This is a genomic window from Sulfitobacter sp. 1A13421 (assembly GCF_043557285.1).
GTDB classification, from domain to species: Bacteria; Pseudomonadota; Alphaproteobacteria; order Rhodobacterales; family Rhodobacteraceae; genus Sulfitobacter; species Sulfitobacter faviae.
This window is the reverse complement of record NZ_JBIFFQ010000001.1, coordinates 560,179-586,926: the sequence shown is the minus strand read 5'-3', so window position 1 is coordinate 586,926 and position 26,748 is coordinate 560,179. Positions and strand designations below refer to the sequence as shown.

27 protein-coding genes are annotated in these 26,748 nt (G+C 63.6%); 16 read left to right on the top strand and 11 right to left on the bottom strand.

Annotated features, from left to right (window positions below):
• Positions 1–37 precede the first annotated feature (37 nt).
• The 4 genes from rpsD to ACGYLI_RS02880 all read left to right on the top strand — a co-directional run bounded on the left by rpsD (position 38) and on the right by ACGYLI_RS02880 (position 3,634).
• Complete coding sequence (rpsD, locus tag ACGYLI_RS02895) at positions 38–658, top strand: 30S ribosomal protein S4 (protein WP_394416928.1); 621 nt, start codon at positions 38–40, stop codon at positions 656–658.
• A 182-nt stretch (positions 659–840) separates the two neighbouring features.
• Complete coding sequence (hisC, locus tag ACGYLI_RS02890; protein ID WP_394416926.1) at positions 841–1,923, top strand: histidinol-phosphate transaminase; 1,083 nt, start codon at positions 841–843, stop codon at positions 1,921–1,923.
• Complete coding sequence (locus ACGYLI_RS02885) at positions 1,923–2,843, top strand: prephenate/arogenate dehydrogenase family protein (protein WP_394416924.1); 921 nt, start codon at positions 1,923–1,925, stop codon at positions 2,841–2,843. Before hisC ends, ACGYLI_RS02885 begins: the two co-directional genes overlap by 1 nt.
• On the top strand, positions 2,840–3,634 hold the full coding sequence (locus ACGYLI_RS02880; RefSeq protein ID WP_394416922.1) for an extensin family protein: 795 nt from the start codon (positions 2,840–2,842) through the stop codon (positions 3,632–3,634). The genes ACGYLI_RS02885 and ACGYLI_RS02880 overlap by 4 nt, the downstream gene beginning before the upstream one ends.
• 7 nt (positions 3,635–3,641) lie before the next feature.
• Here ACGYLI_RS02880 and ACGYLI_RS02875 read toward each other — a convergent pair whose 3' ends face one another.
• Positions 3,642–4,649 (bottom strand): DUF2125 domain-containing protein, encoded by a 1,008-nt coding sequence (locus ACGYLI_RS02875; protein ID WP_394416920.1) that lies wholly within the window; start codon positions 4,647–4,649, stop codon positions 3,642–3,644.
• 66 nt (positions 4,650–4,715) lie between these two features.
• Here ACGYLI_RS02875 and ACGYLI_RS02870 point away from each other — a divergent pair, with 66 nt between their 5' ends.
• From ACGYLI_RS02870 to ACGYLI_RS02860, 3 genes are all read left to right on the top strand, one after another.
• Entirely contained in the window at positions 4,716–5,246 is a 531-nt protein-coding gene (locus tag ACGYLI_RS02870; protein ID WP_271693054.1) for a gamma-glutamylcyclotransferase, read from the top strand.
• A gap of 71 nt (positions 5,247–5,317) precedes the next feature.
• Positions 5,318–6,517 carry a biopolymer transporter ExbB gene (locus ACGYLI_RS02865; protein WP_394410482.1) on the top strand — a complete coding sequence of 400 codons (1,200 nt, stop codon included), beginning with the start codon at positions 5,318–5,320 and terminating at the stop codon, positions 6,515–6,517.
• On the top strand, positions 6,517–8,454 hold the full coding sequence (locus ACGYLI_RS02860; RefSeq protein WP_394416918.1) for a peptidoglycan -binding protein: 1,938 nt from the start codon (positions 6,517–6,519) through the stop codon (positions 8,452–8,454). The genes ACGYLI_RS02865 and ACGYLI_RS02860 overlap by 1 nt, the downstream gene beginning before the upstream one ends.
• Positions 8,455–8,469: 15 nt before the next feature.
• Here the strand turns inward: ACGYLI_RS02860 and ACGYLI_RS02855 are convergent, their stop codons facing one another.
• The 3 genes from ACGYLI_RS02855 to gloB all read right to left on the bottom strand — a co-directional run bounded on the left by ACGYLI_RS02855 (position 8,470) and on the right by gloB (position 12,684).
• Positions 8,470–9,423 (bottom strand): M23 family metallopeptidase, encoded by a 954-nt coding sequence (locus ACGYLI_RS02855; RefSeq protein WP_394416916.1) that lies wholly within the window; start codon positions 9,421–9,423, stop codon positions 8,470–8,472.
• A complete protein-coding gene (gene clpA / locus ACGYLI_RS02850) occupies positions 9,420–11,741 on the bottom strand; it encodes an ATP-dependent Clp protease ATP-binding subunit ClpA (RefSeq protein WP_067262217.1) in 2,322 nt (773 codons plus the stop codon). Before clpA ends, ACGYLI_RS02855 begins: the two co-directional genes overlap by 4 nt.
• A gap of 175 nt (positions 11,742–11,916) precedes the next feature.
• Positions 11,917–12,684, bottom strand: a complete 768-nt coding sequence (gene gloB, locus ACGYLI_RS02845; RefSeq protein WP_394416914.1) for a hydroxyacylglutathione hydrolase — start codon at positions 12,682–12,684, stop codon at positions 11,917–11,919.
• Positions 12,685–12,747: 63 nt separating this feature from the next.
• Here gloB and ACGYLI_RS02840 point away from each other — a divergent pair, with 63 nt between their 5' ends.
• The 7 genes from ACGYLI_RS02840 to ACGYLI_RS02810 all read left to right on the top strand — a co-directional run bounded on the left by ACGYLI_RS02840 (position 12,748) and on the right by ACGYLI_RS02810 (position 19,144).
• A complete protein-coding gene (locus ACGYLI_RS02840) occupies positions 12,748–13,494 on the top strand; it encodes a class I SAM-dependent methyltransferase (RefSeq protein WP_067262215.1) in 747 nt (248 codons plus the stop codon).
• A gap of 294 nt (positions 13,495–13,788) precedes the next feature.
• The gene (locus ACGYLI_RS02835; RefSeq protein ID WP_067262214.1) at positions 13,789–14,349 is read left to right on the top strand and encodes a F0F1 ATP synthase subunit delta; all 561 of its coding nucleotides are present in this window, start codon (positions 13,789–13,791) and stop codon (positions 14,347–14,349) included.
• Complete coding sequence (gene atpA, locus ACGYLI_RS02830; RefSeq protein WP_209218275.1) at positions 14,350–15,888, top strand: F0F1 ATP synthase subunit alpha; 1,539 nt, start codon at positions 14,350–14,352, stop codon at positions 15,886–15,888.
• 15 nt (positions 15,889–15,903) lie between these two features.
• Positions 15,904–16,785, top strand: coding sequence for a F0F1 ATP synthase subunit gamma (locus ACGYLI_RS02825; protein ID WP_136720392.1), 882 nt, complete (start codon positions 15,904–15,906; stop codon positions 16,783–16,785).
• A gap of 18 nt (positions 16,786–16,803) precedes the next feature.
• On the top strand, positions 16,804–18,228 hold the full coding sequence (gene atpD / locus ACGYLI_RS02820; protein ID WP_209218274.1) for a F0F1 ATP synthase subunit beta: 1,425 nt from the start codon (positions 16,804–16,806) through the stop codon (positions 18,226–18,228).
• Positions 18,229–18,240: 12 nt separating this feature from the next.
• Positions 18,241–18,681, top strand: coding sequence for a F0F1 ATP synthase subunit epsilon (locus tag ACGYLI_RS02815; protein WP_067262733.1), 441 nt, complete (start codon positions 18,241–18,243; stop codon positions 18,679–18,681).
• A 112-nt stretch (positions 18,682–18,793) separates the two neighbouring features.
• Positions 18,794–19,144 (top strand): H-type lectin domain-containing protein, encoded by a 351-nt coding sequence (locus ACGYLI_RS02810; RefSeq protein WP_394416912.1) that lies wholly within the window; start codon positions 18,794–18,796, stop codon positions 19,142–19,144.
• A gap of 76 nt (positions 19,145–19,220) precedes the next feature.
• Here the strand turns inward: ACGYLI_RS02810 and ACGYLI_RS02805 are convergent, their stop codons facing one another.
• Positions 19,221–20,240, bottom strand: a complete 1,020-nt coding sequence (locus ACGYLI_RS02805; protein ID WP_067262737.1) for a ribose-phosphate pyrophosphokinase — start codon at positions 20,238–20,240, stop codon at positions 19,221–19,223.
• A 102-nt stretch (positions 20,241–20,342) separates the two neighbouring features.
• On the opposite strand from ACGYLI_RS02805, the gene ACGYLI_RS02800 reads away from it, so the two are divergent.
• Together ACGYLI_RS02800 and ACGYLI_RS02795 are read left to right on the top strand one after the other, a co-directional pair.
• Positions 20,343–20,939, top strand: a complete 597-nt coding sequence (locus ACGYLI_RS02800) for a 2-hydroxychromene-2-carboxylate isomerase (protein WP_067262740.1) — start codon at positions 20,343–20,345, stop codon at positions 20,937–20,939.
• Positions 20,936–21,733, top strand: a complete 798-nt coding sequence (locus ACGYLI_RS02795) for an alpha/beta fold hydrolase (RefSeq protein WP_394416910.1) — start codon at positions 20,936–20,938, stop codon at positions 21,731–21,733. The genes ACGYLI_RS02800 and ACGYLI_RS02795 overlap by 4 nt, the downstream gene beginning before the upstream one ends.
• Before the next feature lie 4 nt (positions 21,734–21,737).
• On the opposite strand, the gene ACGYLI_RS02790 is transcribed toward ACGYLI_RS02795, so the two are convergent.
• From ACGYLI_RS02790 to ACGYLI_RS02765, 6 genes are all read right to left on the bottom strand, one after another.
• Entirely contained in the window at positions 21,738–22,772 is a 1,035-nt protein-coding gene (locus tag ACGYLI_RS02790; RefSeq protein ID WP_394416908.1) for a threonine aldolase family protein, read from the bottom strand.
• Positions 22,772–23,242, bottom strand: coding sequence for a YcgN family cysteine cluster protein (locus tag ACGYLI_RS02785; RefSeq protein ID WP_067262747.1), 471 nt, complete (start codon positions 23,240–23,242; stop codon positions 22,772–22,774). The genes ACGYLI_RS02790 and ACGYLI_RS02785 overlap by 1 nt, the downstream gene beginning before the upstream one ends.
• Positions 23,239–24,171 (bottom strand): bifunctional riboflavin kinase/FAD synthetase, encoded by a 933-nt coding sequence (locus ACGYLI_RS02780; protein ID WP_394416906.1) that lies wholly within the window; start codon positions 24,169–24,171, stop codon positions 23,239–23,241. Before ACGYLI_RS02780 ends, ACGYLI_RS02785 begins: the two co-directional genes overlap by 4 nt.
• A 62-nt stretch (positions 24,172–24,233) precedes the next feature.
• Entirely contained in the window at positions 24,234–24,677 is a 444-nt protein-coding gene (locus ACGYLI_RS02775) for a MaoC family dehydratase (RefSeq protein WP_067267345.1), read from the bottom strand.
• Positions 24,678–24,766: 89 nt separating this feature from the next.
• A complete protein-coding gene (locus tag ACGYLI_RS02770; RefSeq protein ID WP_394416904.1) occupies positions 24,767–25,639 on the bottom strand; it encodes a TIGR01459 family HAD-type hydrolase in 873 nt (290 codons plus the stop codon).
• 50 nt (positions 25,640–25,689) lie between these two features.
• Positions 25,690–26,610, bottom strand: coding sequence for a manganese-dependent inorganic pyrophosphatase (locus ACGYLI_RS02765; protein ID WP_394416902.1), 921 nt, complete (start codon positions 26,608–26,610; stop codon positions 25,690–25,692).
• Positions 26,611–26,748: the final 138 nt, after the last annotated feature.

The following is a 26,748-nucleotide window of genomic DNA, read 5'->3' as shown; positions in this document are numbered from 1 at the left end:
TTTACCGCCCCTCGGGGCCTTATAAAGGAGATCAGCCGTGACAAAACGCGCAGCTGCCAAGCACAAGCTAGACCGCCGTATGGGCGAAAACATCTGGGGTCGTCCGAAGTCCCCGGTGAACCGTCGTGAATACGGCCCCGGCCAGCACGGCCAGCGCCGCAAGGGCAAAATGTCGGACTTCGGCATCCAGCTGCGCGCCAAGCAGAAGCTCAAGGGCTACTATGGCGACCTGACCGAAAAGCAGTTCCGTCGCATCTACGGCGAAGCCGAGCGTGTCAAAGGCGACACCGGTGAAAACCTGATCGGCCTGCTGGAGCGCCGTCTGGACGCCGTCGTGTACCGCGCCAAATTCGTTCCGACCGTTTTCGCCGCACGCCAGTTCGTGAACCACGGCCACGTCAAAGTGAACGGCCGCAAGGTCAACATCCCATCCTACCGCGTGAAAGAGGGTGACGTCATCGAAGTGCGTGACCGTTCCAAGCAGCTGACTTCGGTTCTGGAAGCCGTGCAACTGCCCGAGCGTGACGTGCCGGATTACCTCGAGTGTGACCACTCCAAAATGACCGCGACTTTCGTGCGCACACCGAGCCTCGGCGACGTGCCGTACCCGGTTGTGATGGAGCCGAACCTCGTCGTGGAATTCTACGCGAAGAACTAAGCTTCTTCGCCTGTCGAATACCAAAGGCCGCGTGGTGCGAACCGCGCGGCCTTTTCTTTTTGCGCAGGGCGGCGGGCAGCAGGGCAACAGCCTGTCCGCTGGCGTCGCGGATGCAGAATGATTCTGGCATCACCGCGACACCCCCGATAGAAGGGCGGCAGTAGCGTGAGGATGAGAGCGAGATGACACAGATCGCACCGCAACCGGGCATTATGGAGATCGACCTTTATCAAGGGGGTGCGGCGCATGTCGCGGGCCTTGAGAATGTGGTCAAGCTCAGCTCGAATGAGAACCCGCTGGGGCCCAGCCCCGCCGCCGTCGAAGCCTATCGCCGCGCGGCCTATGACCTGCATCGCTACCCATCCTCCGACCATAGCGCCCTGCGCGCCGCCATTGCCGAGGTTCTGGAGCTCGATGCCGAGCGGATCATCTGCGGCGCCGGTTCGGACGAGATCATCGCTTTCCTTTGCCAAGCCTATGCCGGCCCGGGGACCGAGGTCGTGCATACCGAGCACGGCTTTGCCATGTACCGCATCTCGGCGCTGGCCGCAGGTGCGACGCCCGTCGAGGTGCCCGAGCGTGAGCGGGTGACCGATGTCGATGCCATCCTCGCCGCCTGCACCGAGGCGACGCGGCTGGTGTTCATCGCCAACCCCAACAACCCCACCGGCACGATGATCGGTCTGGCCGAGCTTGAACGGCTGGCCGAGGCGCTGCCGCCGCAGGCGCTTCTGGTGCTCGACGGGGCCTATGCCGAATATGTCGAGGGCTACGACGGCGGTGCCGCATTGGTGGACCGGCGCGACAATGTGGTGATGACGCGCACCTTCTCCAAGCTCTATGGGCTGGGCGGGCTGCGCATCGGCTGGGGCTATGGGCCAGGCCATGTGATCGACGTGCTGAACCGGGTGCGCGGGCCGTTCAACCTGTCGCAGGCCGCGCTCAACGCCGCCGAGGCGGCGATGCGTGACCGCGCCTATACCGACCATTGCCGCGCCGAGAACGCCCGCTGGCGCACCTGGCTCGCCGATGCGCTGGCCGAGATCGGCGTGCCCTCAGACGTCTCGCTCGCCAATTTCGTGCTGGCTCGTTTCGCCAACCAGGCCGAGGCCGAGGCTTGTGACGACTACCTCAAGACCCAAGGGCTGATCGTGCGCCGGGTGGCGGGCTACAACCTGCCCAACTGCCTGCGCATCACCGTGGGCGATGAGAGCGCCTGCCGCCGCGTCGTCCATGCGGTGCGGCAGTTCAAGGGGGGCAACTGATGGCGCAGGTCTATGACAGGGTCGCCCTGATCGGGCTCGGGCTGATTGCGTCTTCGCTGTTCTGGGCGATGAAGCGTGGCGGTCTGGCGGGCGAAGTCACCGGCTATGCCCGCAGTGACGAGACCCGCGCCACGGCGCGCGAGATCGGGCTTTGCGACCGGGTCTGCGACAGCGCCGCCGAGGCCGTCGCGGGCGCCGATCTGGTGGTGCTCTGCGTGCCGGTGGGTGTCATGGGCACCGTGGCCGCAGAAATCGCGCCGCATCTCGCACCCGGTGCCACGGTGACGGACGTAGGCTCGGTCAAGGCCGACGTCATCGCGCAGGTGGGGCCGCATCTGCCCGAAGGTGTGCATTTCATCCCCGCGCACCCGCTGGCGGGGACCGAGCATTCCGGCCCGCGCAGCGGCTTCGCCGAGCTCTTCGACAACCGCTGGTGCCTGCTGGTCCCGGTGGAAGGCACCGATAAGGGCGCCATCGCGCGGCTGCGCGCGCTCTGGGAAGGGGCGGGCGCCAATGTGGAGGAGATGGACGCCGAACATCACGACCTGGTGCTGGCCGTCACCTCCCACGCGCCGCACCTCATCGCCTATACGATGGTGGGCGTGGCCGACGATCTGCGCCGGGTAACCGACAGCGAGGTCATCAAGTATTCCGCCGCCGGTTTCCGCGACTTCACCCGGATCGCGGCAAGTGACCCGACAATGTGGCGCGATGTCTTTCTGACCAACAAGGACGCGACGCTGGAAATCCTTGGCCGTTTCACCGAAGAGCTTTTCGCCCTGCAACGCGCGATCCGCACCGGCGACGGCGAGCATCTGCACGCCTATTTCACCCGCACCCGGGCGATCCGGCGCGGCATTATCGAGGCGGGGCAGGATACCGACGCGCCCGATTTTGGCCGGGGCGCGCCCAAGTCATGAGGGTCTGGGCTGTCCTGCCGCTGATCATGCTGGGGCAAATCGCCTTGGCTGCGGGGCCGGACAGTTCTGAGCGGCCCGTGGCGCGAAACGAAGGGAATAGCTTGCCGGTCAGCGTCGCCCCCGGCGGCGCGATCGCCCCGCCCGAACGTGACCCCGCCGCCCGTGCCGCCGTCGAGGGCGGGCAGGGGATGAAAGCATCCCTCCGTCCCACCCTGCGCAGCGCCAAGGTCGAACAGGCCGCCCGTGCTCGGCAGCGGATGTTGGCCAAGGGCGCAGTCTGCGGCGATCTGGCGATACAGGGCAGCCGGGTGGGCCGGGTTCCGGGCCGGATCAACGGTTGCGGGCTTGAGAATGCAGTTAAGATACGCTCGGTCTCGGGCATCCGGCTTAGCACCGCGGCGGTGATGGATTGCACCACGGCCAAGGCGCTGAACACATGGGTGCGCCAATCGGCGGTGCCTGCCTTGGCGGGGCAGGGCGGCGGGCTGAAGGAGCTCAAGGTCGCCGCGCATTACGCCTGCCGGACGCGGAACAACCGCAAGGGGGGTAAGATTTCCGAACATGGCAAGGGCCGCGCGATCGACATTTCCGGGTTTGAGCTGGCGGACGGCAGCACGATCAGCCTGTTGAAGGGCTGGCGCGCGCGGCGCAGCAGCGCGGCTTTGCGACGGATGCACCGGGGCGCCTGCGGGCCGTTTGGCACGGTGCTGGGGCCAGAGGCGGACCGCTTTCACCAAGACCACTTTCACTTCGACACGGCGCGCTATCGCAGTGGCAGCTACTGCCGCTAAGCGGCCGTTAGGGCTGAACCAACCGCGGCGCGGGGCCAAGCGGAATCCCTGCCAGCATCATCTGACCGTCCGTAAAGATCAGGTCGAGGTCCAATCCGCCCGGCGTGCCGCCCCGCGCTTCCAACAGCCGCAGCATGGTGTCGACCTGCCCGCGCATCGACGGCGGCAGAAAGCCCGCGCGTTCGCCCGCGTCCAGCAGTTTGGTCCAATTAGTGACCCGCAGGCTCAGCACCCCATCGGGAATGCCTGCGGCGTCAAAGGTGAGCGCCCCCTCGGCGCCCAAAGCCACCTCGCCCCAAGCGGCATCCACATTCTCAACCGTCAGCGCGTCGATCTGCGGCAGGCTGCCTGCTATCGCGCTGTGCCGGTCCAGCGGGCGGGCAAAGGTCACGGCCATCCGCGCCGAGAGGATCGGCTGCCCGCCGGGCTGGCCCGCGCCATCGCCCAAGACCTTGCGCAGCAAGGGGCCGGGGGTGATGCCGCCGGGCAGCAGCGCGATGTCATAGTCCCGCGCTGCACTGCCCGATTGCGCGATCCGCATCCGCGGCTCTTCCGCCTTCAGCAGCAGCCCGTCGGGGCCGTCGACCTCAAGATGCGTGCTGCGAAGCTCCATCGCCTCCAGTTGAAGCGAGGTGCCGGGATGCAGTTCCAGATCGGCGCGCAAGTCGCGCATCTTTAGCGTCAGGGGCAGCGCGCCTGCGGGCAGGTCGGCCGCCGCCACGGGCGCGCGGGCGGAGAGATCTCCGGGCCACCAGACGGGGGCGGAGAGATCAAGCTGCGGGGCTTCGAATGCCAGACCGCGGGCCGGGTCTGCCACGGCAAACCCGCTCAGCCGGTTTTGCAAGGACAGGGGAAAGCCCGCTTTGTCGATCTCTTTGAGCGTCACCTCCCAACCCGCCGCGCGGCGGGTGTCGAGCAGGCGGGTCAGGGTGCTTTGCATCTGTGTCGTGGCGGCAGCCCACCACGCGCCCCAAAGTGCGGCGAGCACAATCAGCAGCCAAACCAATTTCCGCATTTCGATAGCCCTTCAAATCGTGCTTCAGATGCGGTTTACCGAAGGCCAGCAGAAAGGACCAGCAGGATGACAATGTGGGTATTTGGCTATGGCAGCCTCTTGTGGAACCCCGGTTTTGAGGTAGCGGAAAGCGTGATCGCCACGCTGCCGGGCTATGCTCGATCGTTCTGCATGCGCTCGATCCATCACCGGGGCACGGTCGAACAGCCGGGGCTGGTGCTGGCGCTCGACGAATCCGTCCGCTCGGCCTGCGAAGGCATGGCGATGCGGGTGGCTGCGGGGCATGAGGCGCAGACGCTGGAGTACCTGCGCGAGCGTGAGCTGATCTCTTCGGCCTATGTCGAGAAAAACCTCACCGTGCATCTGACCGATGGCCGCGACGTGGAGGCGGTGACCTATGTGATCGACGCGGCGCATGATCAATATTGCGGTGGCCTGCCCTTGGAAGAACAAGCGCAGATCATTGCCCGCGCCGTAGGCGGACGCGGGCCCAATACCGAGTATTTGATCAATACCGCCGTGCATCTGTCCGAAGTGGGCTTGCATGACCCCGCGTTGGAGTGGTTGCATGACCGGGTGAAGGCTTTGACCTCATAAAAACTTGGCAACTCTTTGCCGTTTCAGTGTAAGCTCCGGCAAGAGCAGAACAAAGGGTCAGGAAAGGCCGCATGGCACAGCCAGACCGCAAGGCAAAACCGCAGTTTTCACAACCGGTGCGTCAGATTTCTCTGATGCTGATCGCGCTCGGCCTCACGGGGGCCGGGGTCTTTCTGGCGCTGCCCCGGGTGCTGCCGATCTTTGCCGCGAACCCATGGCTGAATGGGGTCATCATCTTTGTCTTCATCGTCGGTGTGCTGGCCTGTTTCTATCAGGTGATGCAGCTTATCGGCTCGGTCCGCTGGATCGAGGATTTCGCCGCTGGCAATGCCGAACCCGATGCCAAACCGCCGCAGTTGCTGGCACCCTTGGCGTCGCTTCTGCGCCAGCGCGGCGCGCGGATGCAGGTCAGTACGACCTCCACCCGGTCGATCCTCGATTCCGTCGCCTCGCGCATCGACGAAGTGCGTGAGATCACGCGTTATATTGTCAACATGTTGATTTTCCTCGGCCTTCTGGGGACCTTCTACGGGCTGGCCACGACCGTTCCGGCAGTGGTCGACACGATCCGCTCCCTCGCCCCCGGTGAGGGGGAGGCGGGCGTCGATGTCTTTGGCCGTCTGATGACCGGGCTAGAGGCGCAACTGGGCGGCATGGGCGTGGCCTTCGGCTCCTCGCTTCTGGGGCTTGCGGGCTCACTCGTGGTGGGGCTGTTGGAGCTTTTCGCAGGCCACGGGCAGAACCGCTTCTATCAAGAGTTGGAAGATTGGCTGAGTTCCATCACGCGGGTCGGGCTGACCTCGGGCGACGATGTGAGCGACCAGAACATCATGGCCAGCGTGATGGACCAGATGGTCGAACAGATGGCCGAAATGCAGCAGATGTTCACCCAATCAGACGTCAGCCGCGCCATGGTCGACGACAAGTTGGGCAAGCTGGCTGATGCCGTGGACCGGATGACCACGCGGATGGAGCATGACACCACCACCAACAGCGCGCTGGAGCGGGTGGCCGATGGGCAAGACCGATTGATCGCCACGCTCGAAGGTCAGGTTGCGGGCGAAGGGATCGACGCAGAAAGCCGGATGCGCTTGCGCTCCATCGACGTGCAGATGCTGCGTATCTTGGAAGAGATTTCTGCCGGGCGGCAGGAAACCATGGCCGAATTGCGCAAGGATATCTCTTTGCTGGCCAAGGCGCTTTCCGGGCAACGCGCCCCTGAGGCCCGCCGCCTGCGGGCCAGCGATATCCCCGGTGGCGGGGACCAGTAATGGCACTTTCCCGGCGGACAGGCGCACGGTTTCAGGGCTCCATCTGGCCGGGGTTCGTCGATGCGATGACCGGGCTTTTGCTGGTTCTGATGTTTGTGCTGACCATCTTCATGGTGGTGCAGTTCGTCCTGACAGAGCGGATCAGCGGGCAGGAAAGCGAGCTTAACGAACTGGCCGGAGAGGTCGCGGCCCTTGCCCAAGCGCTTGGCGTCGAAGAGCGCACCACCGCGCGGTTGGAGGCGCGGCTTGGCGCGCTGAATGCCTCACTGAACGACGCGCGAGATGAGGTGTCGCGACAAGAGGCGGTGATTGCCGGGCTGACCTCTGAACGCGACGCGCAGGCGGCAGCTTTGCAGGCGGCGGAGGCCAAGATCACCGGCTTTGAGGCGCGGGTGGCCGCGCTCTTGGCGTCGCAGGCCGAAGATCAGGCGCGCATCGGTGACTTGGAGGACCGCGAAGCCGCGCTGTTGGATGAGCAAGAGGCGCTGAACCTCGCGCTCAGCACCGCGCGGGAGGAGATCGACGCGCAGGCGGAAACGGCCCGGCTTGCCGCCGCGAAACGTGAGGCGCTGGATGCGCTGGTGGCCGATCTGCGGGCGCAAAACGCCGAAGCCGAGGCCGAAGTCGCCGCCCTCAATGCCGAGGTGGCGGAGGCCGAAGAGGCGCTCAGCGCCGAGGAAGCCGCCCGTCTGGCCGAAGCCGCAGCGGCGCAGGCCCTGCGCGACCGGCTGGAGGATGCGGATGCGGAATTGACGGCCATGACCCTTTCGCTTGAGGCGCAGCGCAAGAAGGCCGAAGAGACGCTGACCCTTTTGGCCGCCGCTCGCGTGGCGCGCAGCGATCTCGACAGTGAGCTTGCCGCTGCGCTGCTGCGGATGGAGCGGCTGGAGGAGAGCGGCGCGGGGCTGGAGGCCGAACGCGCCGCGCTGGCCGAAGAGTTGGAAGCCGCGGAAGGCACCGAAGAGGACCTGCGCGCGCGGTTGGCGCAGGCCGAGGCGACTGAGCAGGCCTTGAATGCCCGTCTGGCCGAGGCGCTGGCCCGTGTGCAATCCCTTGAGGAAGAGGGCGAAGCGCTGAGCGGCACGCAGTCGGATCTGCGCGAACGTTTGGCGCAGGCGCTGGCGGCAAAACTCGCGGCGGAGACTTTGGCCGAGGATAAGACCACTGCCGCGGAACGTCGCGCTGCCCTTTTGGCGCAGGCCGAAGAAACGCTGGCCGAGGAGAAAGCCGTGAGCGCCGCGGCGCAGCGGCAGACCGAGTTGCTGAACCAACAGGTCGCGGAACTGCGCGCGCAACTGGGCAACCTACAGGCGCTGCTCGATGACGCCGTGGCGCGGGATGCGGCGAAATCGGTGGAACTGCAATCGCTTGGCTCCGAGTTGAACACCGCGCTGGCGCGGGTCGCGGCAGAGGAACGCCGCCGCGCCGAGTTGGAAGCGGCAGAGCGCAAGCGGCTTGAGGAAGAGAGCAAGAACCTCGCCCAGTACCGCTCAGAATTCTTTGGGCGGTTGCGTGATCTGCTGGGCAACCAGGAGGGTGTGCGGATCGAAGGCGACCGTTTTGTCTTCTCCTCCGAGGTGCTTTTCGCGCCGGGCAGTGCGGTGCTGAGCCAAGACGGGCAGGGTGAGATTGCCAAGGTGGCGGGCATTCTGCGCAGCGTTGTGGATGACATCCCGCCCGAGATCGATTGGGTGATCCGCGTCGATGGTCATACCGACAATGTACCGCTTTCCGGCTTTGGAGAGTTTGCGGACAACTGGGAACTCAGCCAAGCGCGGGCGTTGTCGGTGGTCAAATATATGGTCAATTTCCTTGGCATCGCGCCGGATCGTTTGGCCGCCAATGGCTTTGGCCAGTATCAGCCTGTGGCCGAGGGCAATACCGAAGCCGCGCGGGCGCAGAACAGGCGGATCGAGCTGAAGTTTACCGAGAAGTAGTCGGGCAGCCCCGGCCTATCGCAGGGTCAGAACGCCGGTCTTTTCGTCGATCACACGGCCCTCGCGCAGCAGGGTGACCCTGCCCGTATAGCGCCCGGCGGCCCATGGCGCAGAAGCCGCGCGTTTGCCGATGGCGCGAAAGGCTTGCGCCTGCGGCTTCTCCATCACCACATCCCTCTCGATGACCGTGCCTTTTGGCCCCGCGAGGCCGAGGCGCAGCACGTCATCCTTTTGCGTGCCATAGCTGTAGCCGTAGATAACCAAGGCAGGCGCCTCTTTGGGCAGGCTGTCGCGATTGGCTTCGCCCGCCTTGATCTCATCATAGCTGGGCACGCGGTCGGCAAAGCCAAGCGCAATCAGCCCGCCGGGGCGGTAGGGCGGGGTGTCTTGCCAGAGGGTTTTGCGCGGTTCGACGTCACAACTATGGCCTTCGGGGGCGAATGGATCGACGGGCTGGCCGTGATGGCGCAGCGACAGGTGCAGATGCGGAAAGGCCGCTTTGCCAGACTGGCCAACGAGCCCGAGAGCGTCGCCAACTGCCACCCCTTGCCCTTCCTGCACGCGGAGCGAGCCGTGTTTCAGGTGGCAGTATTGCGTCTCCCATCCCTGGCCGAGGTCGATCACCACGCCATTGCCGCATTCGCGCCCTTGGACCTCCGAGAGCGGCGCACCATCTGGCATCCCGTCTCGCAGCCCTTTGACCACCCCCGCCGCTGCGGCGCGCACGGTCACGCCCGCGGCCATCGCCGCGCGGTCGGGCAGGGCGAAATCCGTGCCCTTGTGGCCGTCATAGGTCAGGCCAGAACAGCGGTAGTCCTCTGCGCCGCCGCTTGGATCGCGGTCCATATATTGTTGGATGTGGCAGTCCTGCCCAAGGGTGCAATCCAGCGGGAAGGCCAATTGCAAATCCTCCGCCAGCGCAGGGCTGGCGGAGGAGAGGATCAGGGCCAGTGCGGCCCGAGAGATCATTCCGCGGTGAGCAGCGGGGGCCGATCACCGGAAAGACGCTTGCTTTCGCTGCCCAAGACTTTGAGCGTCAACTCATCATCCTTGACGCCGACCTTGACGACGCCGCCCTTGGCCAGCTTGCCAAAGAGCAGCTCCTCGGCCAGCGGCTTCTTGATATGCTCTTGGATCACACGGCCCAGGGGACGCGCGCCCATCTTGTCGTCGTAGCCCTTGTCGGCAAGCCATTCGGCGGCCTTCTTCGACAGTTCGATGGTCACGTTGCGGTCCATCAGCTGCGCTTCGAGTTGCAGCACGAACTTCTCGACCACCCGCAGGATCACCGACTTCGGCAGCGGCGCGAAGGAGATCACGGCGTCCAGACGGTTGCGGAACTCCGGCGTGAAGGTCCGCTCGATCGCGGCGGTATCCTCGCCCTCGCGGCGGTCGCGGCCAAAGCCCACAGCCGCTTTGGCCTGTTCGGAAGCACCCGCGTTGGAGGTCATGATCAGCACCACATTGCGGAAATCCACCGTGCGGCCATTGTGATCGGTCAGTTTGCCGTGGTCCATCACCTGCAACAGGATGTTGTAGACGTCAGGGTGCGCCTTCTCCATCTCGTCGAGCAGCAGCACGCAATGCGGATGCTGGTCCACGCCATCGGTGAGCATGCCGCCTTGGTCAAAGCCGACATAGCCCGGAGGGGCGCCGATCAGACGGCTGACCGCGTGTTTCTCCATATACTCCGACATGTCGAAACGCAGCAGTTCCACGCCAAGGGTGTCGGCCAATTGCTTGGCGACCTCGGTTTTACCCACGCCAGTGGGACCAGCGAAGAGGTAATTGCCGATGGGCTTGTCCGGCTCGCGCAGGCCTGCGCGGGACAGTTTGATCGCCGAAGACAGCGCCACGATGGCGTCGTCCTGACCGAAGACCACCCGTTTAAGCGAGCTTTCCAGATCCTTCAGCACCACCACGTCGTCTTTGGAGACGTTCTTCGGCGGAATGCGGGCGATCTTGGCCACCACGGCTTCGACCTCCTTCGTGCCGATGGTCTTGCGGCGCTTGGAGGCGGCGACGAGGTGCTGGGCGGCACCGGCTTCGTCGATCACGTCAATCGCGCTATCGGGCAGCTTGCGGTCGTTGATGTAGCGATGCGCCAGTTCGACGGAGGTCTTGATCGCGTCGGAGGTGTATTTGACGCTGTGATGCTCCTCGAAATAGGGCTTGAGACCCTTGAGGATCTTGGTGGCGTCTTCGACCGAAGGCTCGCTCACGTCGATCTTCTGGAACCGGCGGCTCAGCGCGCGGTCCTTCTCGAAGTGTTGGCGGAACTCCTTATATGTGGTGGAGCCCATGGTGCGCAGCTTGCCGCCCTGAAGCGCGGGCTTCAGCAGGTTGGAGGCGTCCATCGCGCCGCCCGAAGTGGCACCGGCGCCGATCACGGTGTGGATCTCGTCAATGAAAAGCACGGCGTCCTTGTGATCCTCAAGCTCGGTCACCACGGCCTTGAGCCGCTCTTCGAAGTCACCGCGGTAGCGGGTGCCGGCCAAGAGCGCGCCCATGTCGAGCGAGTAGATCGTGGTATTGGCCAGCACCTCAGGCGTTTCACCGGCAACGATCTTGCGCGCCAGTCCTTCGGCGATGGCGGTCTTGCCCACGCCCGGATCCCCCACCAGCAGCGGGTTGTTCTTGCGGCGGCGGCAAAGCACTTGAATGCAGCGCTCAACCTCGCCCTCGCGGCCGATCAGCGGGTCGATGTCGCCCTCGCGGGATTTGGCGTTGAGGTCCACGCAGTATTTCGCCAGCGCGGATTCCTTCTTGTCGCCATCGGTGACGCCTTGGGCCTCTTCCTCGGTCTCGGGCGCGCCTGTGACGGGGCGGGATTCACCATAGGCCGGGTCTTTGGCGACACCATGGGCGATGAAGTTCACCGCGTCATAGCGGGTCATATCCTGCTCTTGCAGGAAATAGGCGGCGTTGCTCTCACGCTCGGCAAAGATGGCGACCAGCACGTTGGCGCCCGTTACCTCGGTCCGGCCCGAGGATTGCACATGGATCGCGGCGCGTTGGATTACGCGCTGGAAAGCCGCAGTTGGAACCGCTTCGGAACCGTCGATGTCGGTGATCAGATTGCTGAGATCATCGTCGACGAATTCCACCAGCGTATCGCGCAGGTCAGAGACATCGACGGAACAGGCTTTCATGACCTGCACGGCATCGGGTTCATCGAGCAAGGCCAGCAACAGATGTTCAAGCGTTGCGAATTCGTGGCGGCGGGCATTGGCCAGCGCGAGGGCCGCGTGGATTGCCTGCTCAAGTGTAGTCGAGAATGAAGGCACGGGCGTGCTCCTTTTCGATCGGGGTCGGTGAGGTGCTGAGATGTCTCAGGCCCCGGTCCGACCATGGCCTCATAGTATTAGAGTTTGGTTGATCATCGCCCATCTTCAAGAAGATTCTGGTCCGAATCGGTCACATTTGCCGTGAGCGAGGACTTTGAGCCATGATTGCAGGCGCTCAGAACTGGTCTTTTCGCCTGCGGATTTCGGTGAACACTTCCGTGTCGGTGGCGTCTGGCATCCCCAAGGTCGCGCGGATGGCCGGGTCGCCGGGGCGCAGGAAGGGATTGGTTTCTAGTTCCAGTGAAAGCGACGAGGGGACGGTCGGTTGCCCCTTGGCACGAGCGCTGTCGATGTCTTTGGCCCTTGATATAAGGGCGGGATTGTCCGGATCAACGGTCAGGGCGAATTTTGCGTTGGCGGCGGTATATTCGTGGCCCGAGCAGATCGTCGTGTCACGGGGCAGGGCGGCCAGCTTTTGCAGGCTTTCCCACATCTGCGCAGGCGTGCCTTCAAAGAGGCGGCCGCAGCCAAGCGCCATGAGGCTGTCTGCGGTGAAGGCCGCCTTGGCTTGGGGCACATGGAAGGCGATATGGCCCACGGTATGGCCAGATACGTCGAGCACTTGGGCCGCAAGCGCGCCCAGCTTGATGCTGTCACCCTCGGCCACCGCGCGGTCGAGCGGGGGCAGGCGGTGGGCATCGGCTTTGGCGCCGATCACCTCGGCGGGGAAGCGGGTGAGCAGTTCGGTCAGACCTTGAACGTGGTCGGGGTGGTGGTGGGTCAACCAGACTTGGCTCAGCGTCCAGCCGCGGCGGTCAAGCTCTGCCATGATCGGCGCGGCCTCGGGCACGTCGATCAGCGCCACCGCGCCGCTGTCATGGTCACGCAGCAGAAAGGCGTAGTTGTCCGACAGACAGGGAATCGTGACCAGATCAAAGGCCATGGCGTCTTACCTCGCTGTGTTGTTATGGTCCGGTAAGAGTGACACTCACCAAGGCGGGCTGCAATGCATCTTGATGTACAGGATCTGCGCAATTTCTATTATCGCAGCGCGTTGGGACGTGCGGCGCAGAAATCCCTGCGCGGGCGGTTGTTGGAGCTTTGGCCCGAAGCGAAGGGCCAGACCGTCGTCGGCTTTGGCTTTGCCGCGCCCCTGCTGCGCCCCTATCTGGCGGATGCGCGGCGGGTGATGGTCCTGATGCCCGGCCCGCAGGGGGTGATGCCTTGGCCGGCGGGGATGCCTAACACCTCGGTCCTGACGGAAGAGACGCTTTGGCCGGTCGAGACGGGGGCAGTGGATAAACTGGTGCTCATGCACGGGCTCGAAACCTCCGAACGGCCCAGCGAGCTGCTGGACGAATGCTGGCGTGTGCTAGGGCCGGGGGGCAAGGCGCTGTTCATCGTGCCAAGCCGCGCGGGCATGTGGGCGCGGCGCGACCGCACGCCTTTCGGTTATGGGCGGCCCTATTCGCCGGGGCAGCTAGAGACGCAGTTGCGCAAGCATCAGTTCCTGCCGGAACGGCACCTTGGCGCGCTTTATCAGTTCCCTTCGCAACAGCGAATCTGGATGAAATCGGCGCCTTTGTTCGAAAAAATCGGACGTCAGATGCCGACGATGATGGGCGGCGGCGCGATCTTGGTGGAGGCCACGAAACTGGTTTACCCGCCGCGAGGCCGCCCGCAACGCAGCACCGCAAGGCGCGCCATCGGGGTGTTGGAGGGGATGGCAGAGCCGCAGGCCAAACCGGTCTAAACGCCTCAGCGCCTTGTAGACTTAGCGCATGCAGTAAGCGAGGGGGCTGGATTCGTGGGCCTGCTCCAGCGGTGAGTGGGGTGGCATTTTTCTGCGGCAAAGAGCCGCGATAGGCCGCAGCCCTTGCAATATTGCAGCACGCCGCGACATTACCTGCCTATACTGTGTTGCCGGGCGTGAACCTGTCTGCTACATCGCCCCTGATTTAGACGTCTTGGGTAACTTCAAGCCGCGCCAACTGCTGGTGACGCGACATCTTCGCATATCCGGCGCTTATTGAACGAGAGGATGGACGTGTCCGAACCTGCTTCCATTTCCACCGGTATCGCGGAACGTTATGCGACAGCCGTGTACGATCTGGCCCGCGAGGCCAATCAGGTCGATGCCATCGAGGGCGATCTTACAGCGCTTGAAGCGGCATTGAACGACAGCGACGATTTTCGCCGCCTGACCACTTCGCCGCTCTATACCCGCGAAGAGCAGGAGCAGGCGATCAAGGTGCTGGCCGAAAAGATGGGCCTGACCAAGACCATGGCGAACACGCTGCAACTGATGGCGCAAAAGCGCCGCCTGTTCGCGCTGCCCGCGCTGGTCAAAGCGCTGCGCGAGACCATTGCCGAAGCCAAAGGCGAAATCACTGCCGAGGTCACCACGGCCAAAGCACTGACGAAGACACAGTCGGACAAGCTGGCGAAATCGCTGACCGCTTCCACCGGCAAAAAAGTATCACTTCATGCGACCGTTGATGAAAGCCTCATCGGCGGTCTTGTCGTCAAAGTGGGCTCGAAGATGATCGACACCTCGATCCGCTCCAAGCTCAATTCCCTCCAGAATGTAATGAAAGAGGTCGGATAAATGGGTATCCAAGCAGCAGAGATTTCTGCGATCCTGAAGGACCAGATCAAGGATTTCGGTCAGGAAACCGAAGTGGCCGAAGTGGGTCGCGTTCTCTCCGTCGGTGACGGTATCGCCCGCGTCTATGGTCTGGACAACGTTCAGGCCGGTGAAATGGTCGAATTCCCCGGCGGCATTCAGGGCATGGCCCTGAACCTCGAAGCCGACAACGTGGGTGTCGTTATCTTCGGCTCCGACCGCGACATTACCGAAGGCGACACCGTCAAGCGCACCAACTCCATCGTGGACGTGCCAATCGGTGACGAACTGCTGGGCCGCGTTGTTGACGGTCTGGGCAACCCCATCGACGGCAAAGGCCCCATCGGCGCCACCAAGCGCGGCATCGCCGACGTGAAGGCACCGGGCATCATCCCGCGTAAATCCGTGCACGAGCCAATGGCCACTGGCCTCAAGTCCGTTGACGCGATGATCCCGATCGGCCGTGGCCAGCGTGAGCTGATCATTGGCGACCGTCAGACCGGCAAGACCGCCGTCGCGCTCGACGCGATGCTGAACCAAGCTCAGGTCAACGAAGCCGCTGGCGACGACGAGAGCAAGAAGATGTACTGCGTCTACGTCGCGATCGGCCAGAAGCGCTCGACCGTGGCGCAGCTGGTGAAAAAGCTCGAAGAGACCGGCGCGATCGACTACTCCATCGTCGTGGCCGCGACCGCTTCCGAGCCCGCGCCGATGCAGTTCCTCGCGCCCTATGCCGCCACCGCGATGGCCGAGCATTTCCGCGACAACGGCCGCCACGCGCTGATCATCTACGATGACCTTTCCAAGCAGGCCGTGTCCTACCGCCAGATGTCCCTGCTGCTGCGCCGCCCGCCGGGCCGCGAAGCCTACCCGGGCGACGTTTTCTACCTCCACTCCCGCCTGCTCGAGCGTTCGGCGAAGCTGGGTGATGAAGCTGGCAACGGCTCTCTGACCGCGCTGCCGATCATTGAGACCCAGGGTGGCGACGTATCCGCGTTTATTCCGACCAACGTGATCTCGATCACCGACGGTCAGATCTTCCTTGAGACCGAATTGTTCTATCAGGGCATCCGCCCCGCCGTGAACACCGGTCTGTCGGTTTCCCGCGTGGGTTCCTCGGCCCAGACCAAAGCGATGTCTTCGGTCGCTGGTCCGGTGAAACTGTCGCTGGCCCAGTACCGCGAAATGGCGGCCTTCGCCCAGTTCGGCTCCGACCTCGACGCCGCGACCCAGCAGTTGCTGAACCGTGGTGCGCGTCTGACCGAACTGATGAAGCAGCCCCAGTACGCGCCGCTGACCAACTCCGAAATCGTCTGCGTGATCTACGCCGGTACCCACGGCTATCTCGACAAGGTGGACATCTCGGACGTTGGCCGTTTCGAAGCGGGCCTGCTGGCGCATCTGCGCAGCAAGCATGACGACCTTCTCAAGGACATCACCAACAACGACCGCAAGGTCAAAGGCGAGTTGGAAGAGAAGATCAAAGCCGCCATCGACGGTTTCGCCGCCGACTTCGCTTAAACGGGAGATAAGGCAATGCCAAATCTCAAGGACCTGAAGAACAGGATCTCGTCGGTCAAATCGACCCGCAAGATCACCAAGGCCATGCAAATGGTTGCCGCGGCGAAACTTCGCCGCGCGCAGGAGGCTGCCGAGGCTTCGCGTCCCTATTCTGAGCGGTTCAACGCCGTGATGGCAGGGCTCGCGGCCAGCGTCGGCGGTTCCGACAGCGCGCCCAAGCTGCTCAGCGGCACGGGTGAAGACAAGGTGCATCTGCTGGTGGTCATGACCGCCGAACGCGGGCTGTGCGGCGGCTTCAACAGCAACATCGCGAAGAAGGCCAAGGCCCATGCGCGCGATCTGCTGGCCCAGGGCAAAGAGGTGAAAATCCTCACCGTTGGTAAGAAAGGCCGCGACGCGCTGCGCCGCGATCTGGGCGATCATCTGGTGGGCCATGTTGACCTCAGCGAAGTCAAAAAGATCGGCTACGGCGACGCGCAGAACATCGCGCAGGACGTGCTGAACCGCTTTGACGCGGGCGAATTTGACGTGGCGACGATCTTTTACGCGAAGTTCGTCAACGTGGTCATGCAGACGCCGACGGCGCAGCAGATCATCCCCGCCAAATTCGACGGCGAAGAAGGCGACGACAGCGCAGCGTCCACATTGTTCGACTATGAACCCAGCGAAGAGGCGGTCTTGGCCGACCTTCTGCCGCGCGGGGTCGCCACGGCGATCTTCTCGGCTCTGCTGGAGAACGGCGCGTCCGAACAGGGTGCCCGGATGTCGGCGATGGACAACGCCACACGCAACGCGGGTGAGATGATCGACAAGCTGACCATCGAGTACAACCGCTCGCGTCAGGCTGTCATCACCAACGAGCTGATCGAAATCATTTCCGGCGCGGAAGCGCTGTAAGCAAATCGGAGACACGACATGGCAAAAGCTGTCGGTAAAATTACACAGGTCATCGGCGCTGTCGTTGACGTTCAATTCGAGGGCGACCTGCCCGAGATTCTCAACGCGCTCCACACCGAGAACCAAGGCAAGACGCTGGTTCTCGAAGTGGCGCAGCACCTTGGCGAAAACACCGTGCGTGCCATTGCGATGGACGCCACCGAAGGTCTGGTCCGCGGTCAGGACGTGACCGACACCGGCGACCAGATCCGCGTGCCTGTCGGCAACGCGACCCTGGGCCGCATCATGAACGTCACCGGCGAAGCCGTGGACGAGCAGGGCCCGGTCAACGCGGACAACTCCCGCGCCATTCACGGCGAAGCGCCCGAGTTCGCGGCCCAGTCGACCGAGACCGAGATCCTCGTCACCGGCATCAAGGTCATCGACCTGCTGGCCCCCTACACCAAGGGTGGTAAAATTGGCCTCTTCGGCGGTGCCGGCGTGGGCAAGACCGTTCTCATCATGGAACTGATCAACAACATCGCCAAAGTGCACTCGGGCCTTTCCGTGTTCGCGGGCGTGGGTGAGCGGACCCGTGAGGGCAACGACCTCTACCACGAGATGATCGAATCCGGCGTAATCGTTCCCGACAACCTCGTGGATTCGAAAATTGCGCTGGTCTACGGCCAGATGAACGAACCTCCCGGTGCGCGTATGCGGATCGCCCTGACCGGCCTGACACTGGCCGAGCAGTTCCGCGACGAATCCGGTTCCGACGTTCTGTTCTTCGTCGACAACATCTTCCGCTTCACGCAGGCCGGTTCCGAAGTGTCCGCCCTTCTGGGCCGCATTCCTTCCGCTGTGGGCTACCAGCCGACACTGGCGACCGACATGGGTGTGATGCAGGAGCGTATTGCTTCGACCAAGAACGGCTCGATCACCTCGGTTCAGGCCGTCTACGTTCCCGCGGACGACCTTACCGACCCCGCGCCGGCGACCTCCTTTGCCCACCTCGACGCGACAACGGTTCTCGACCGTTCGATCTCGGAAAAGGGCATCTACCCTGCGGTTGACCCGCTCGGCTCCACCTCGCGTCTGCTTGACCCGCTGATCATCGGCGACGAGCACTACAAGGTGGCGACGGACGTGCAGCAGGTGCTTCAGCGCTACAAATCGCTTCAGGACATCATCGCCATTCTCGGCATGGACGAGTTGAGCGAAGAGGACAAGCTGACCGTGGCCCGCGCCCGTAAGATCGAGCGTTTCCTCAGCCAGCCCTTCGACGTGGCGAAAGTCTTCACCGGCTCCGACGGCGTTCAGGTGCCGCTGGAAGAAACCATCGCGTCCTTCAAGGCCGTGGTTGCCGGTGAGTATGACCACCTGCCCGAAGGTGCCTTCTACATGGTTGGCGGCATCGACGAAGTGAAGGCGAAAGCCGAGAAAATGGCGGCAGACGCCGCTTAAGGAGCGCTGACAATGGCAGACACAATGCAATTCGACCTCGTTTCGCCGGAACGGCGGCTGGCATCGATGCAGGTGACGGCCGTGCAGATTCCGGGCACCGAGGGTGACATGACGGCCATGGCCGATCATGCGCCCACCATCACCACCCTGCGTCCGGGCCTTCTGCGCGTGGAAGGGCCGGAGGGCACGACCGAATACGTCGTGACCGGCGGCTTCGCCGAAATCGGCGGTCAGGGCGGCGTGTCTGTGCTGGCGGAACGTGCCGTGGCGCGTGCCGACATGACGCAGGAGCAGATGGACAGCATGGTGGCAGAGGCGCATGCCGTCTACACCCGCGCCAAGGACAACTGGGAGAATGAGCCCGGTCCCGTGGATGACGCCGCCAAGCTGCTCTCCGATATGGTTGCCGTTGGTGATCACATCGGGTTGTCGAGCAAGCAGCCCAACCTGTAATGCGTTGAAAATTCGTGAAAAGCCCCGCTTCGGCGGGGCTTTTTGCTTTTCTGCCTCTCGCTGCTGCGGCATCATTGTGTTGTGATCAAAAAAAAGCGGGCAGGCTAGGGATATGAAACGACTGCGCAGCCATACCATCGGCGTGGACAACGGCGATGTCATGCTGTTTTCAGAGTTCGAAGACGGCGGTTCGATGTGGACGGGCCATGGCCAGCGTGAACGCCGCCGCCGGATCAATTTTTCCGAACCTTTCCGTGAGCCGCCGCATGTTCAGGTCACGATGTCGCTTTGGGACATCGACGCCAGCACCGTCACCCGCGCCGACATCTGCGCCGAGGCGGTGACCGAGGCAGGCTTTGACATGGTGTTCCGCACATGGGGAGACACCCGCGTCGCACGGGCGCGGCTGGCTTGGTCGGCGATCGGATCACTGGGGGAGGAGGATGACTGGGTCATCGGCTAGGCCCGTCGCTTCGGCGGGAGGGGCCCAGAAGGCGCGGGCGGCCCGTTTGGGCCGGCCCTAGATCACAGCACGAGGCCTAGCTCGCGGCATACATTCCGTCATAGATCGGGCCCAGCGTTTCGGCCTCGAAGAGCGAGGAGACGGAGGTGCCGTTCCAGATGTTCAGGATCGCTTGGGCGAACATCGGCGCGGTGGGCACGATGCGAATGTTCGGCGCTTTCTTGACCGCGGGCGTCGGCGCGATGCTGTCGGTGATGACCAACGATTTCATGACCGAATTGGCCACACGTTCGACAGCCGGGCCAGACATGACGCCGTGGGTGATGTAGGAGTGCACTTCCTTGGCGCCGTTCTCCAACAGCACTTCGGCGGCTTTGCAGAGCGTGCCCGCGGTGTCGCAGATGTCGTCCACGATCAGGCAGGTCTTGCCCTTCACATCGCCGATCACGGTCATCTCGGCCACTTCGCCCGCTTTCTCGCGGCGTTTGTCGACGATCGACAGGGGGGAGTTGATCCGCTTGGCCAGTTCGCGCGCGCGGGCCACACCGCCGACGTCGGGGCTGACGACCATTAGCTCATCCATACGGTCTTTGAAAGCGTCCTTGATATCCAGCGCAAAGATCGGGGAGGCGTAGAGGTTGTCGACCGGAATGTCGAAGAAACCTTGGATCTGCGCGGCGTGCAGGTCCATGGTCAGGATCCGCTCGATCCCGCTGCCGGTCAGCATGTTGGCGACCATTTTGGCGGTGATCGGCGTGCGCGCCTTGGTGCGGCGGTCCTGACGGGCGTAGCCGAAATAGGGCAGCACCGCAGTGACCCGCGCGGCCGAGGACCGGCGCAGCGCGTCGGCCATGATCATCAGTTCCATCAGGTTGTCGTTCGCGGGGTTCGACGTGGGCTGGATGATGAACATATCCTCGCCGCGCACGTTCTCATAAACCTCGACGAAAATCTCGCCGTCGTTGAACCGTTCCACCCGCGCATCAACAAGGCCGACATTGACGCCGCGGTGCAGCGACATGCGCCGCGCGATGGCCTTGGCAAGCGGCATATTGGCATTGCCTGAGATCAGTTTAGGTTCTGAAGTGCGTGGCATAGGGGCTCCGGGGCAGCGGTAGGTTGCAGATTCGTGACGTTGACACCGCTTAGCATGCGCTTACGGTCGGGCAAAGCTGCACCGCCCCCGAAGGAGAGCCAAATGGCCCGGATCGACTATTTTTTCGCAACGCTGTCACCCTATTGCTACCTCGCCGGGAATCGGCTTGAGGCGATTGCCGAAAAGCACGGGGCCGAGATCGTTTACAAACCTTTCGACATCGTTGCTGCGTTCCCGCGTACCGGCGGGCTGCCCCCGGCAGAGCGTCACCCCAGCCGGAATGAATACCGCGCCCAAGACCTGCCGCGGCAGGCGCGCAAGCTGGGCCTGCCGTTCAACCTTAAGCCCGCGCATTGGCCGACGAACGGCGCGCCCGCGGCCTATGCGGTGATCGCGGCGCAGAATGCGGGCGGGGGCGATTTGGGCAAGCTGACCCATGCCATCACCCGCGCGGTCTGGGCCGAGGAAAAGGACATCGGCCATGACGATGTGGTCCGGGCCTGCTTGAGCGAGGCGGGGTTCGATCCGGCTCTGGCCGACAGCGGGTTGCTACAAGGCGCCGAGACCTATGCCGCGAACCTTGAAGAGGCTGTGGCGCAGGGTGTCTTTGGCGCGCCGTTCTATATCGTCGGGGATCAGAAGTTTTGGGGGCAGGACCGTTTGGAAGACCTCGATCTGCACCTCGGGGGCAAGCTGTGATTCCAGAGATTAACGCGCGTCGATTTGGTCACGGCCCGCGCCCGGCTTTGGCGATCCATTGCTCGCTGGCGCATTCCGGCGCGTGGCGGGGAATCGGGGCGGCGCTGTCGGATGAGCTGACCCTGCGCGCTTTCGATCTGCCGATGCACGGGCGGTCGGGCGATTGGGACGGGCAGGGCAATATCCACGACGTGGCGACCGAGATGGCGCTGAGCCTGCTCGAAGCGCCGATGGACCTGATCGGCCATTCCTTTGGCGCAACCGTGGCAATGCGGTTGGCGATCGAACATCCCGAACTGGTGCGCAGCATCACGCTGATCGAGCCTGTCTATTTCGCCGCCGCCAAACAGGATGACCCTGAGGCGATGGCCGAATACAACGAGCAGAACGCGGCCTTTGAGGCGGCTTTGGACGGGGGCGACGCGGAAACCGCCGCGCGGCTCTTCAACCGCGTTTGGGGCGATGGCACGAAATGGGATGAAATCCCCGAGCCGACCCGCGCCTATATGGTCGATCGCATCGGCTTCATCCCCGCCTCTTCGCCCTTCTTGGGGGAGGATAGCGCTGGTTTGCTGGCGCCGGGTATGTTCGAGCGTGCGTCGATGCCCGCGCTTTTGGTCGAAGGCAGCGCCTCTCCCAAAGCGGCACATGCGATCAACGCGTCGCTGATGCGCCGCTTGCCGGACGCGCGGCGCGTCTCGGTCGAGGGAGCAGGGCATATGGTTCCCATCACCCATGCCGCCGAGGTCGCCGAAGCGATCCTTGATTTCCTGAAGGACGTGCCGCTGGCGTGAACGTTTAGAAGTGGCTCAGGAACTGGTCGATCTGTTCACGGCTGATCGACCAGTCGCAGACCATGCGCGCCGCGACCCTCTCGTCATCGTCGCCGTCCAGCGTGCCGTCCCACAGATAATAGCGCGCGCCTGCTTCATGTAGCTTGCGGTGAATGGCGCGGGGGAAGCGGGCGAAGATCATGTTCGCCGCAGGCGCATGAAGGAATTCCGCCCCCGCCGCGCGCAGCCCTTGGGCAAGATGGGCGGCATTGGCGTTGGCCGCCTTGGCTGTTTCCAACCATGTGCCATCTGCAAGGTAGCCCGCCATCTGGGCTGAGAGATACCGATGTTTGGAGAAGAGATGCGCCCCGCGCTTGCGGCGCAATTCGAACTCCCACGCCTTCTTGGGGTCGAAGAAGACCACGGCTTCGACACCCATGCAGCCGTTCTTGGTGCCGCCAAAGCTCACCACATCGACGCCCGACTTCCACGTCATCTCAGCCGGGGTGCAGCCCAAGGCCACCAGCGCATTGGCAAAACGCGCGCCGTCCATATGGACGGGCAGGTCGTATTCCTTGGCCACTGCGGTCAGCGCGCGCAGCTCTTCAAGGCTGTGCACCCCGCCGCGTTCTGTGACTTGCGTGATCGACACCGGACCGCGTTGCGGCGTGTGCACATCGCCCGCCACCCGCGCGACGATGGCGCGGCGCAGGGCCTCGGGGGTCATCTTGTCTTCGGTCTCCACCAGCGTCAGCTTGGCCGCGCCTGCGTAGAACTCGGGCGCGTTGCACTCATCCTCTTCGATATGCGCGACCTTGGAACAGAAGATCGTCTGCCACGGCTGGGTGTAGCAGGCCAGCGCCAGCGCATTGGCCGCGGTGCCGGTGGCAACGAGGTAGACCTCGGCTTCTGGCGCCTCGAACTGCTGCCTGATTTGGTCGCGGACCTCATCCATGATCGGGTCTTTGCCGTAGGGCATCGCATAATCGGTATTTGCGGCGATCATGCGCTCCATCACCTTGGGGTGGACGGGACCGGCGTTGTCAGAGGCGAAAAACATCAGGTGGGCTCCTCAATAATATGGTCTTCCCATTCTTCGAACGGGGTATCAAATTCGGACACGGTATCAAATTGCACGCTGACCCCGGCGTCATGCACGCTGTCCGGCGTGCCGGTCTTGAGCGGGTGCCACTCGGGCAGGGGCTTGCCCTCCCAAAGCAGGCGGTAAGCGCAGGTCTGCGGCATCCAATAGGCGTGGGTATCAAGATTGTCGGGGCGCAGCACGATGCAGTCGGGCACGAATTCATGCCGGTTCTCGTAATGCACGCAGCGGCAGCTGCTGTCGTCGAGCAGGCGACAGGCCACGCGGGTCAGGGCCACTTCGCCGCTGTCTTCGTCTTCGAGCTTGTTGAGGCAGCATTTGCCGCAACCGTCGCAGAGCGCTTCCCATTCGGTCTGGGACATCTCCGTCAGGGGTTTCTTCTCCCAGAACTTCGGGGTCAGGCCCTTGCGGGGGATCGGATCGCTCATAACGCCGCCAGAATGGTCCGGGCGCGGTCGCAGTCCTGCCCCATCTGGGTGATCAGCGCATCGAGGCTGTCAAACTTCTCTTCGCCGCGCAGATGTTCGACCAGCCCGACCGAGAGCGGCGCGCCATAAAGGTCGCCTTTGAAGTCAAAGACATAGGTCTCGATATTGGCTTTGTTCTCACCGAACATCGGACGGGTGCCGATGCTGGCCGCACCGTGATAGCTGCCCTTATGCGGCCCCTCCAGCACGTCAACCAGCACGGCATAGACGCCAAAGGCGGGCGGGTGCAGGCCGTCGATGGACATATTCGCGGTGGGAAAGCCCAACTCGCGGCCACGCTGCTCGCCCGAGATCACCGGCCCATCAATGCGGTGCCAATGGCCCAGCATGGCGGCGGCCTCACGCGGCGCGCCGCGGGTCAGTGCCTCGCGGATGGCGGTGGAGGATACGGTCAGCTTATCGCGCGCCATCAGCGGGGCGATGGTGACGCCAAAGCCATATTGCGCGCCGAAGCGGACCAGATCTTCGGCCGTGCCTTCGCGGCCCTTGCCAAAGCAGAAGTCAGCTCCGACGACCACATGGGCCAGCCCCAGCCCTTCATGCAGCACGTCGCGGGCAAAAGCCTCGGGCGAGAGGCCCGCCAGCGTGCTGTTGAAGGCCAGTTCATAGAGCCGTTTGACGCCGATCTTTTCCAGCCGATGCGCGCGGGCCTCGCGCCCCATCAGGCGAAAGGGCGGGGCGTCGGGAGCGAAATATTCGCGGGGATGCGGCTCAAAGGTGACGACGCCGAGCGGCGCGTCGGGGGCCGCCTGCTGCGCCAGTTCGATCACCGACCGGTGGCCAAGGTGGACGCCATCGAAATTGCCGATCGCGGCGGTGGCACCGCGATCTGGCAGGTCGACGAATTGATAATCTCGGATGATCCGCATGCGCCTTGCCTAGCCGTGCAGCGGGGCAAGAGCAAGATGCACAGGCGGCGAAAACCGCCCGGTCAGTCGAGCTTGGCCGAGGGGGCGAGGACTGTGGCCTCTCCGGCCAGCACGGGTTTGCCGTCGACCGTACAGCGGCAGTCCATTTTGACGCGGCGCTTGGCGATGTCCATGTCGGTCACGGTGACTTCGGCCAGCACCATATCGCCGGGGCGCACGGGGCCGAGGAACTTGAGCGATTGCCCGAGGTAGATCGTGCCATGACCGGGCAGCTGTTCCCCGATCACCGCCGAGATCAGCCCGGCGGTCAGCATCCCATGGGCGATGCGCCCCTCGAATATCGTCTCGCGGGCATAGTCGTCATCCAGATGCACGGGGTTGCGGTCGGTCGAGACCTGCGCGAAAAGTTCGATATCCATATCGGTCACGACTTTGCGCAGATGGCGCGACATGCCGATTTCGATATCTTCGATACAGATCGTCCCGCGTGGCATATTGTCCAACATGACGGCTCCTTGGTAACAAAGTGACGCTAGGATGCGCCGAGTTGCAACTTTATTACTTCGCAGGCGCAGAAAATCAAGCTCTTTCTGGGTTAGCGCAGGAATCCGATGGCATAGGTCGGGGCCGATGCTTCGCGGTCGAGATAGGCGCGGAGCTTGGCTTCGTCAGGCTGCTCGGTCGTGGCGGTTTCCGCGGCGGCCAGCCCCCCGGTGATGAAGAGCGAATCGATCCCTTCGTCCATCGCGCCTTTGACATCCGTCAGGATGCCATCGCCGATGGCAAGGATGCGATTGTCGGGGATGTCGACCTCAAGCGCGGCAAGACGGCGGCGGGCGAGGTCATAGATCGGGGCATGCGGCTTGCCGAAATAGAGGCTTTCGCCCCCCATTTCCGTATAGAGCGCAGCCAGCGCCCCGGCGCACCATTCGCGCACCTCGCCCCGGTCGACCACGATATCGGGGTTAGCACAGAGCAGCTTCAGCCCGCGGGCGATGGCCTGCTCAAACTCGGGGCGCATGACTTCCGGGTCAGCCATGGCATCGCCGGGGCCGGTGCAGACGATGCCCTCGGCCTGCGCCAGCGGGACGGTCTCAATCTCGACTGGGTCTTTCAGGATGGTCAGCGGCTCGAAAAACTTGCGCTCTCCGGGGTGGCCGATGAACCAGACCTTTTCGCCCACGGCCCCCCGGAACATCGCCGACCGCGCGGAATCGCCGGAGGTGGCGATGCTGTCCCATGCGTCTTGCGGCACGCCAAATTGCTGCAACTGTTTCTCCACGCCATCACGGGGGCGGGGGGAGTTGGTGACCAAGACGACCTTGCCGCCGGTCTTGCGATAGGCCTGCAAGGCCGCAACCGCCGCCGGCAGCGCTTTGCGCCCATCATGCACGCAGCCCCAAAGATCGACGAAAAGCGCGTCATATTGATCGGATACGTCGGGCAGGGCAGAGATAATGCGGGTCATGGGGCGGCCTTTCAAAAAGTGAGGGCGGGCACTGGGCCCGCCCGATTGGCTTACATCTTGAGGTTCGGGATGATCTGCTTTTTACGGCTCATCACACCGGGCAGCACGACCGTGTCGCCGGAGACCTCAGCGCCAAAGCTCTGCTCGGCGATATGTTTGACCATGTCGTTGGGCACCAAAAGGGTCGCCTCTTCTTTCAGAATGTCGACGATGAACAAAAGCACCTGCGCGGCACCGTCGGCTTCGGCCACTTTAGGCATCTCGGCCATCAGCGCGTCCTTGCGCTCCAACAGCGGCGCGGGGGAGGTGGTTTCCAACACGCTCACGCGCAGGTTGGTGCCGTCAAGGTCAAAGCCCTTGCTGTCCATGCGCAGCAGTTCCGCTTCGCTGAAGGAGGACACATCGGATTTCGCGGCGAACATTTCGGCCGCGTAATCCGTGATATCGACGCCGAGATCCTGCGCGATGTCATGGGCGATAGCGCGGTCTTCTTGGGTGGTGGTGGGGCTGCGGAACTCAAGCGTGTCCGACAGGATGCAGGACAGGGCCGCGGCCTTTACCCCGCGCGGGGCCTGCGCCCAATCCTTGCCGATCATTTTGTACATGATCGTCGCGGTGCAGGCGAGCGGCTGGATGTTGATCTCGATCGGGCCGCGTGTCTCAAGCCCTGCCACCAGACGGTGGTGGTCGATGATGCCGGTGATGTCGGCGTCATTGATGTTGTCGGGCAGTTCGGCGGGGTTGTTGGTGTCGACGATGACAACCTTGGTGTCGGCCTCAAGCTCGGTCAGGATTTCGGGCTTTTCGAGGTCCCATTTGTCGAGCACGAAGAGCGCTTCGGTATTCGGCTCGCCCAGCAGGACGGGTTTGGCGGGGATGCCTTTGATCTCATTAAGATACCATGCCCAAACGATCGGGCTGCCGGTGCTGTCGGTGTCGGGGGATTTATGGCCAAAAACAAGCGTTGTCATGGGGCGGTCCTGTCTGTTCGGGTGGATTTGCGCGCCTTATAGCAGGTTGAATAGGCTTGTCACCTGCGCGCGCTGCAATGCGGCATTGCGCGGCACTTTCAGGCGCCGCCGCCCTTTGCATAGCGCCGCGCGATGGGG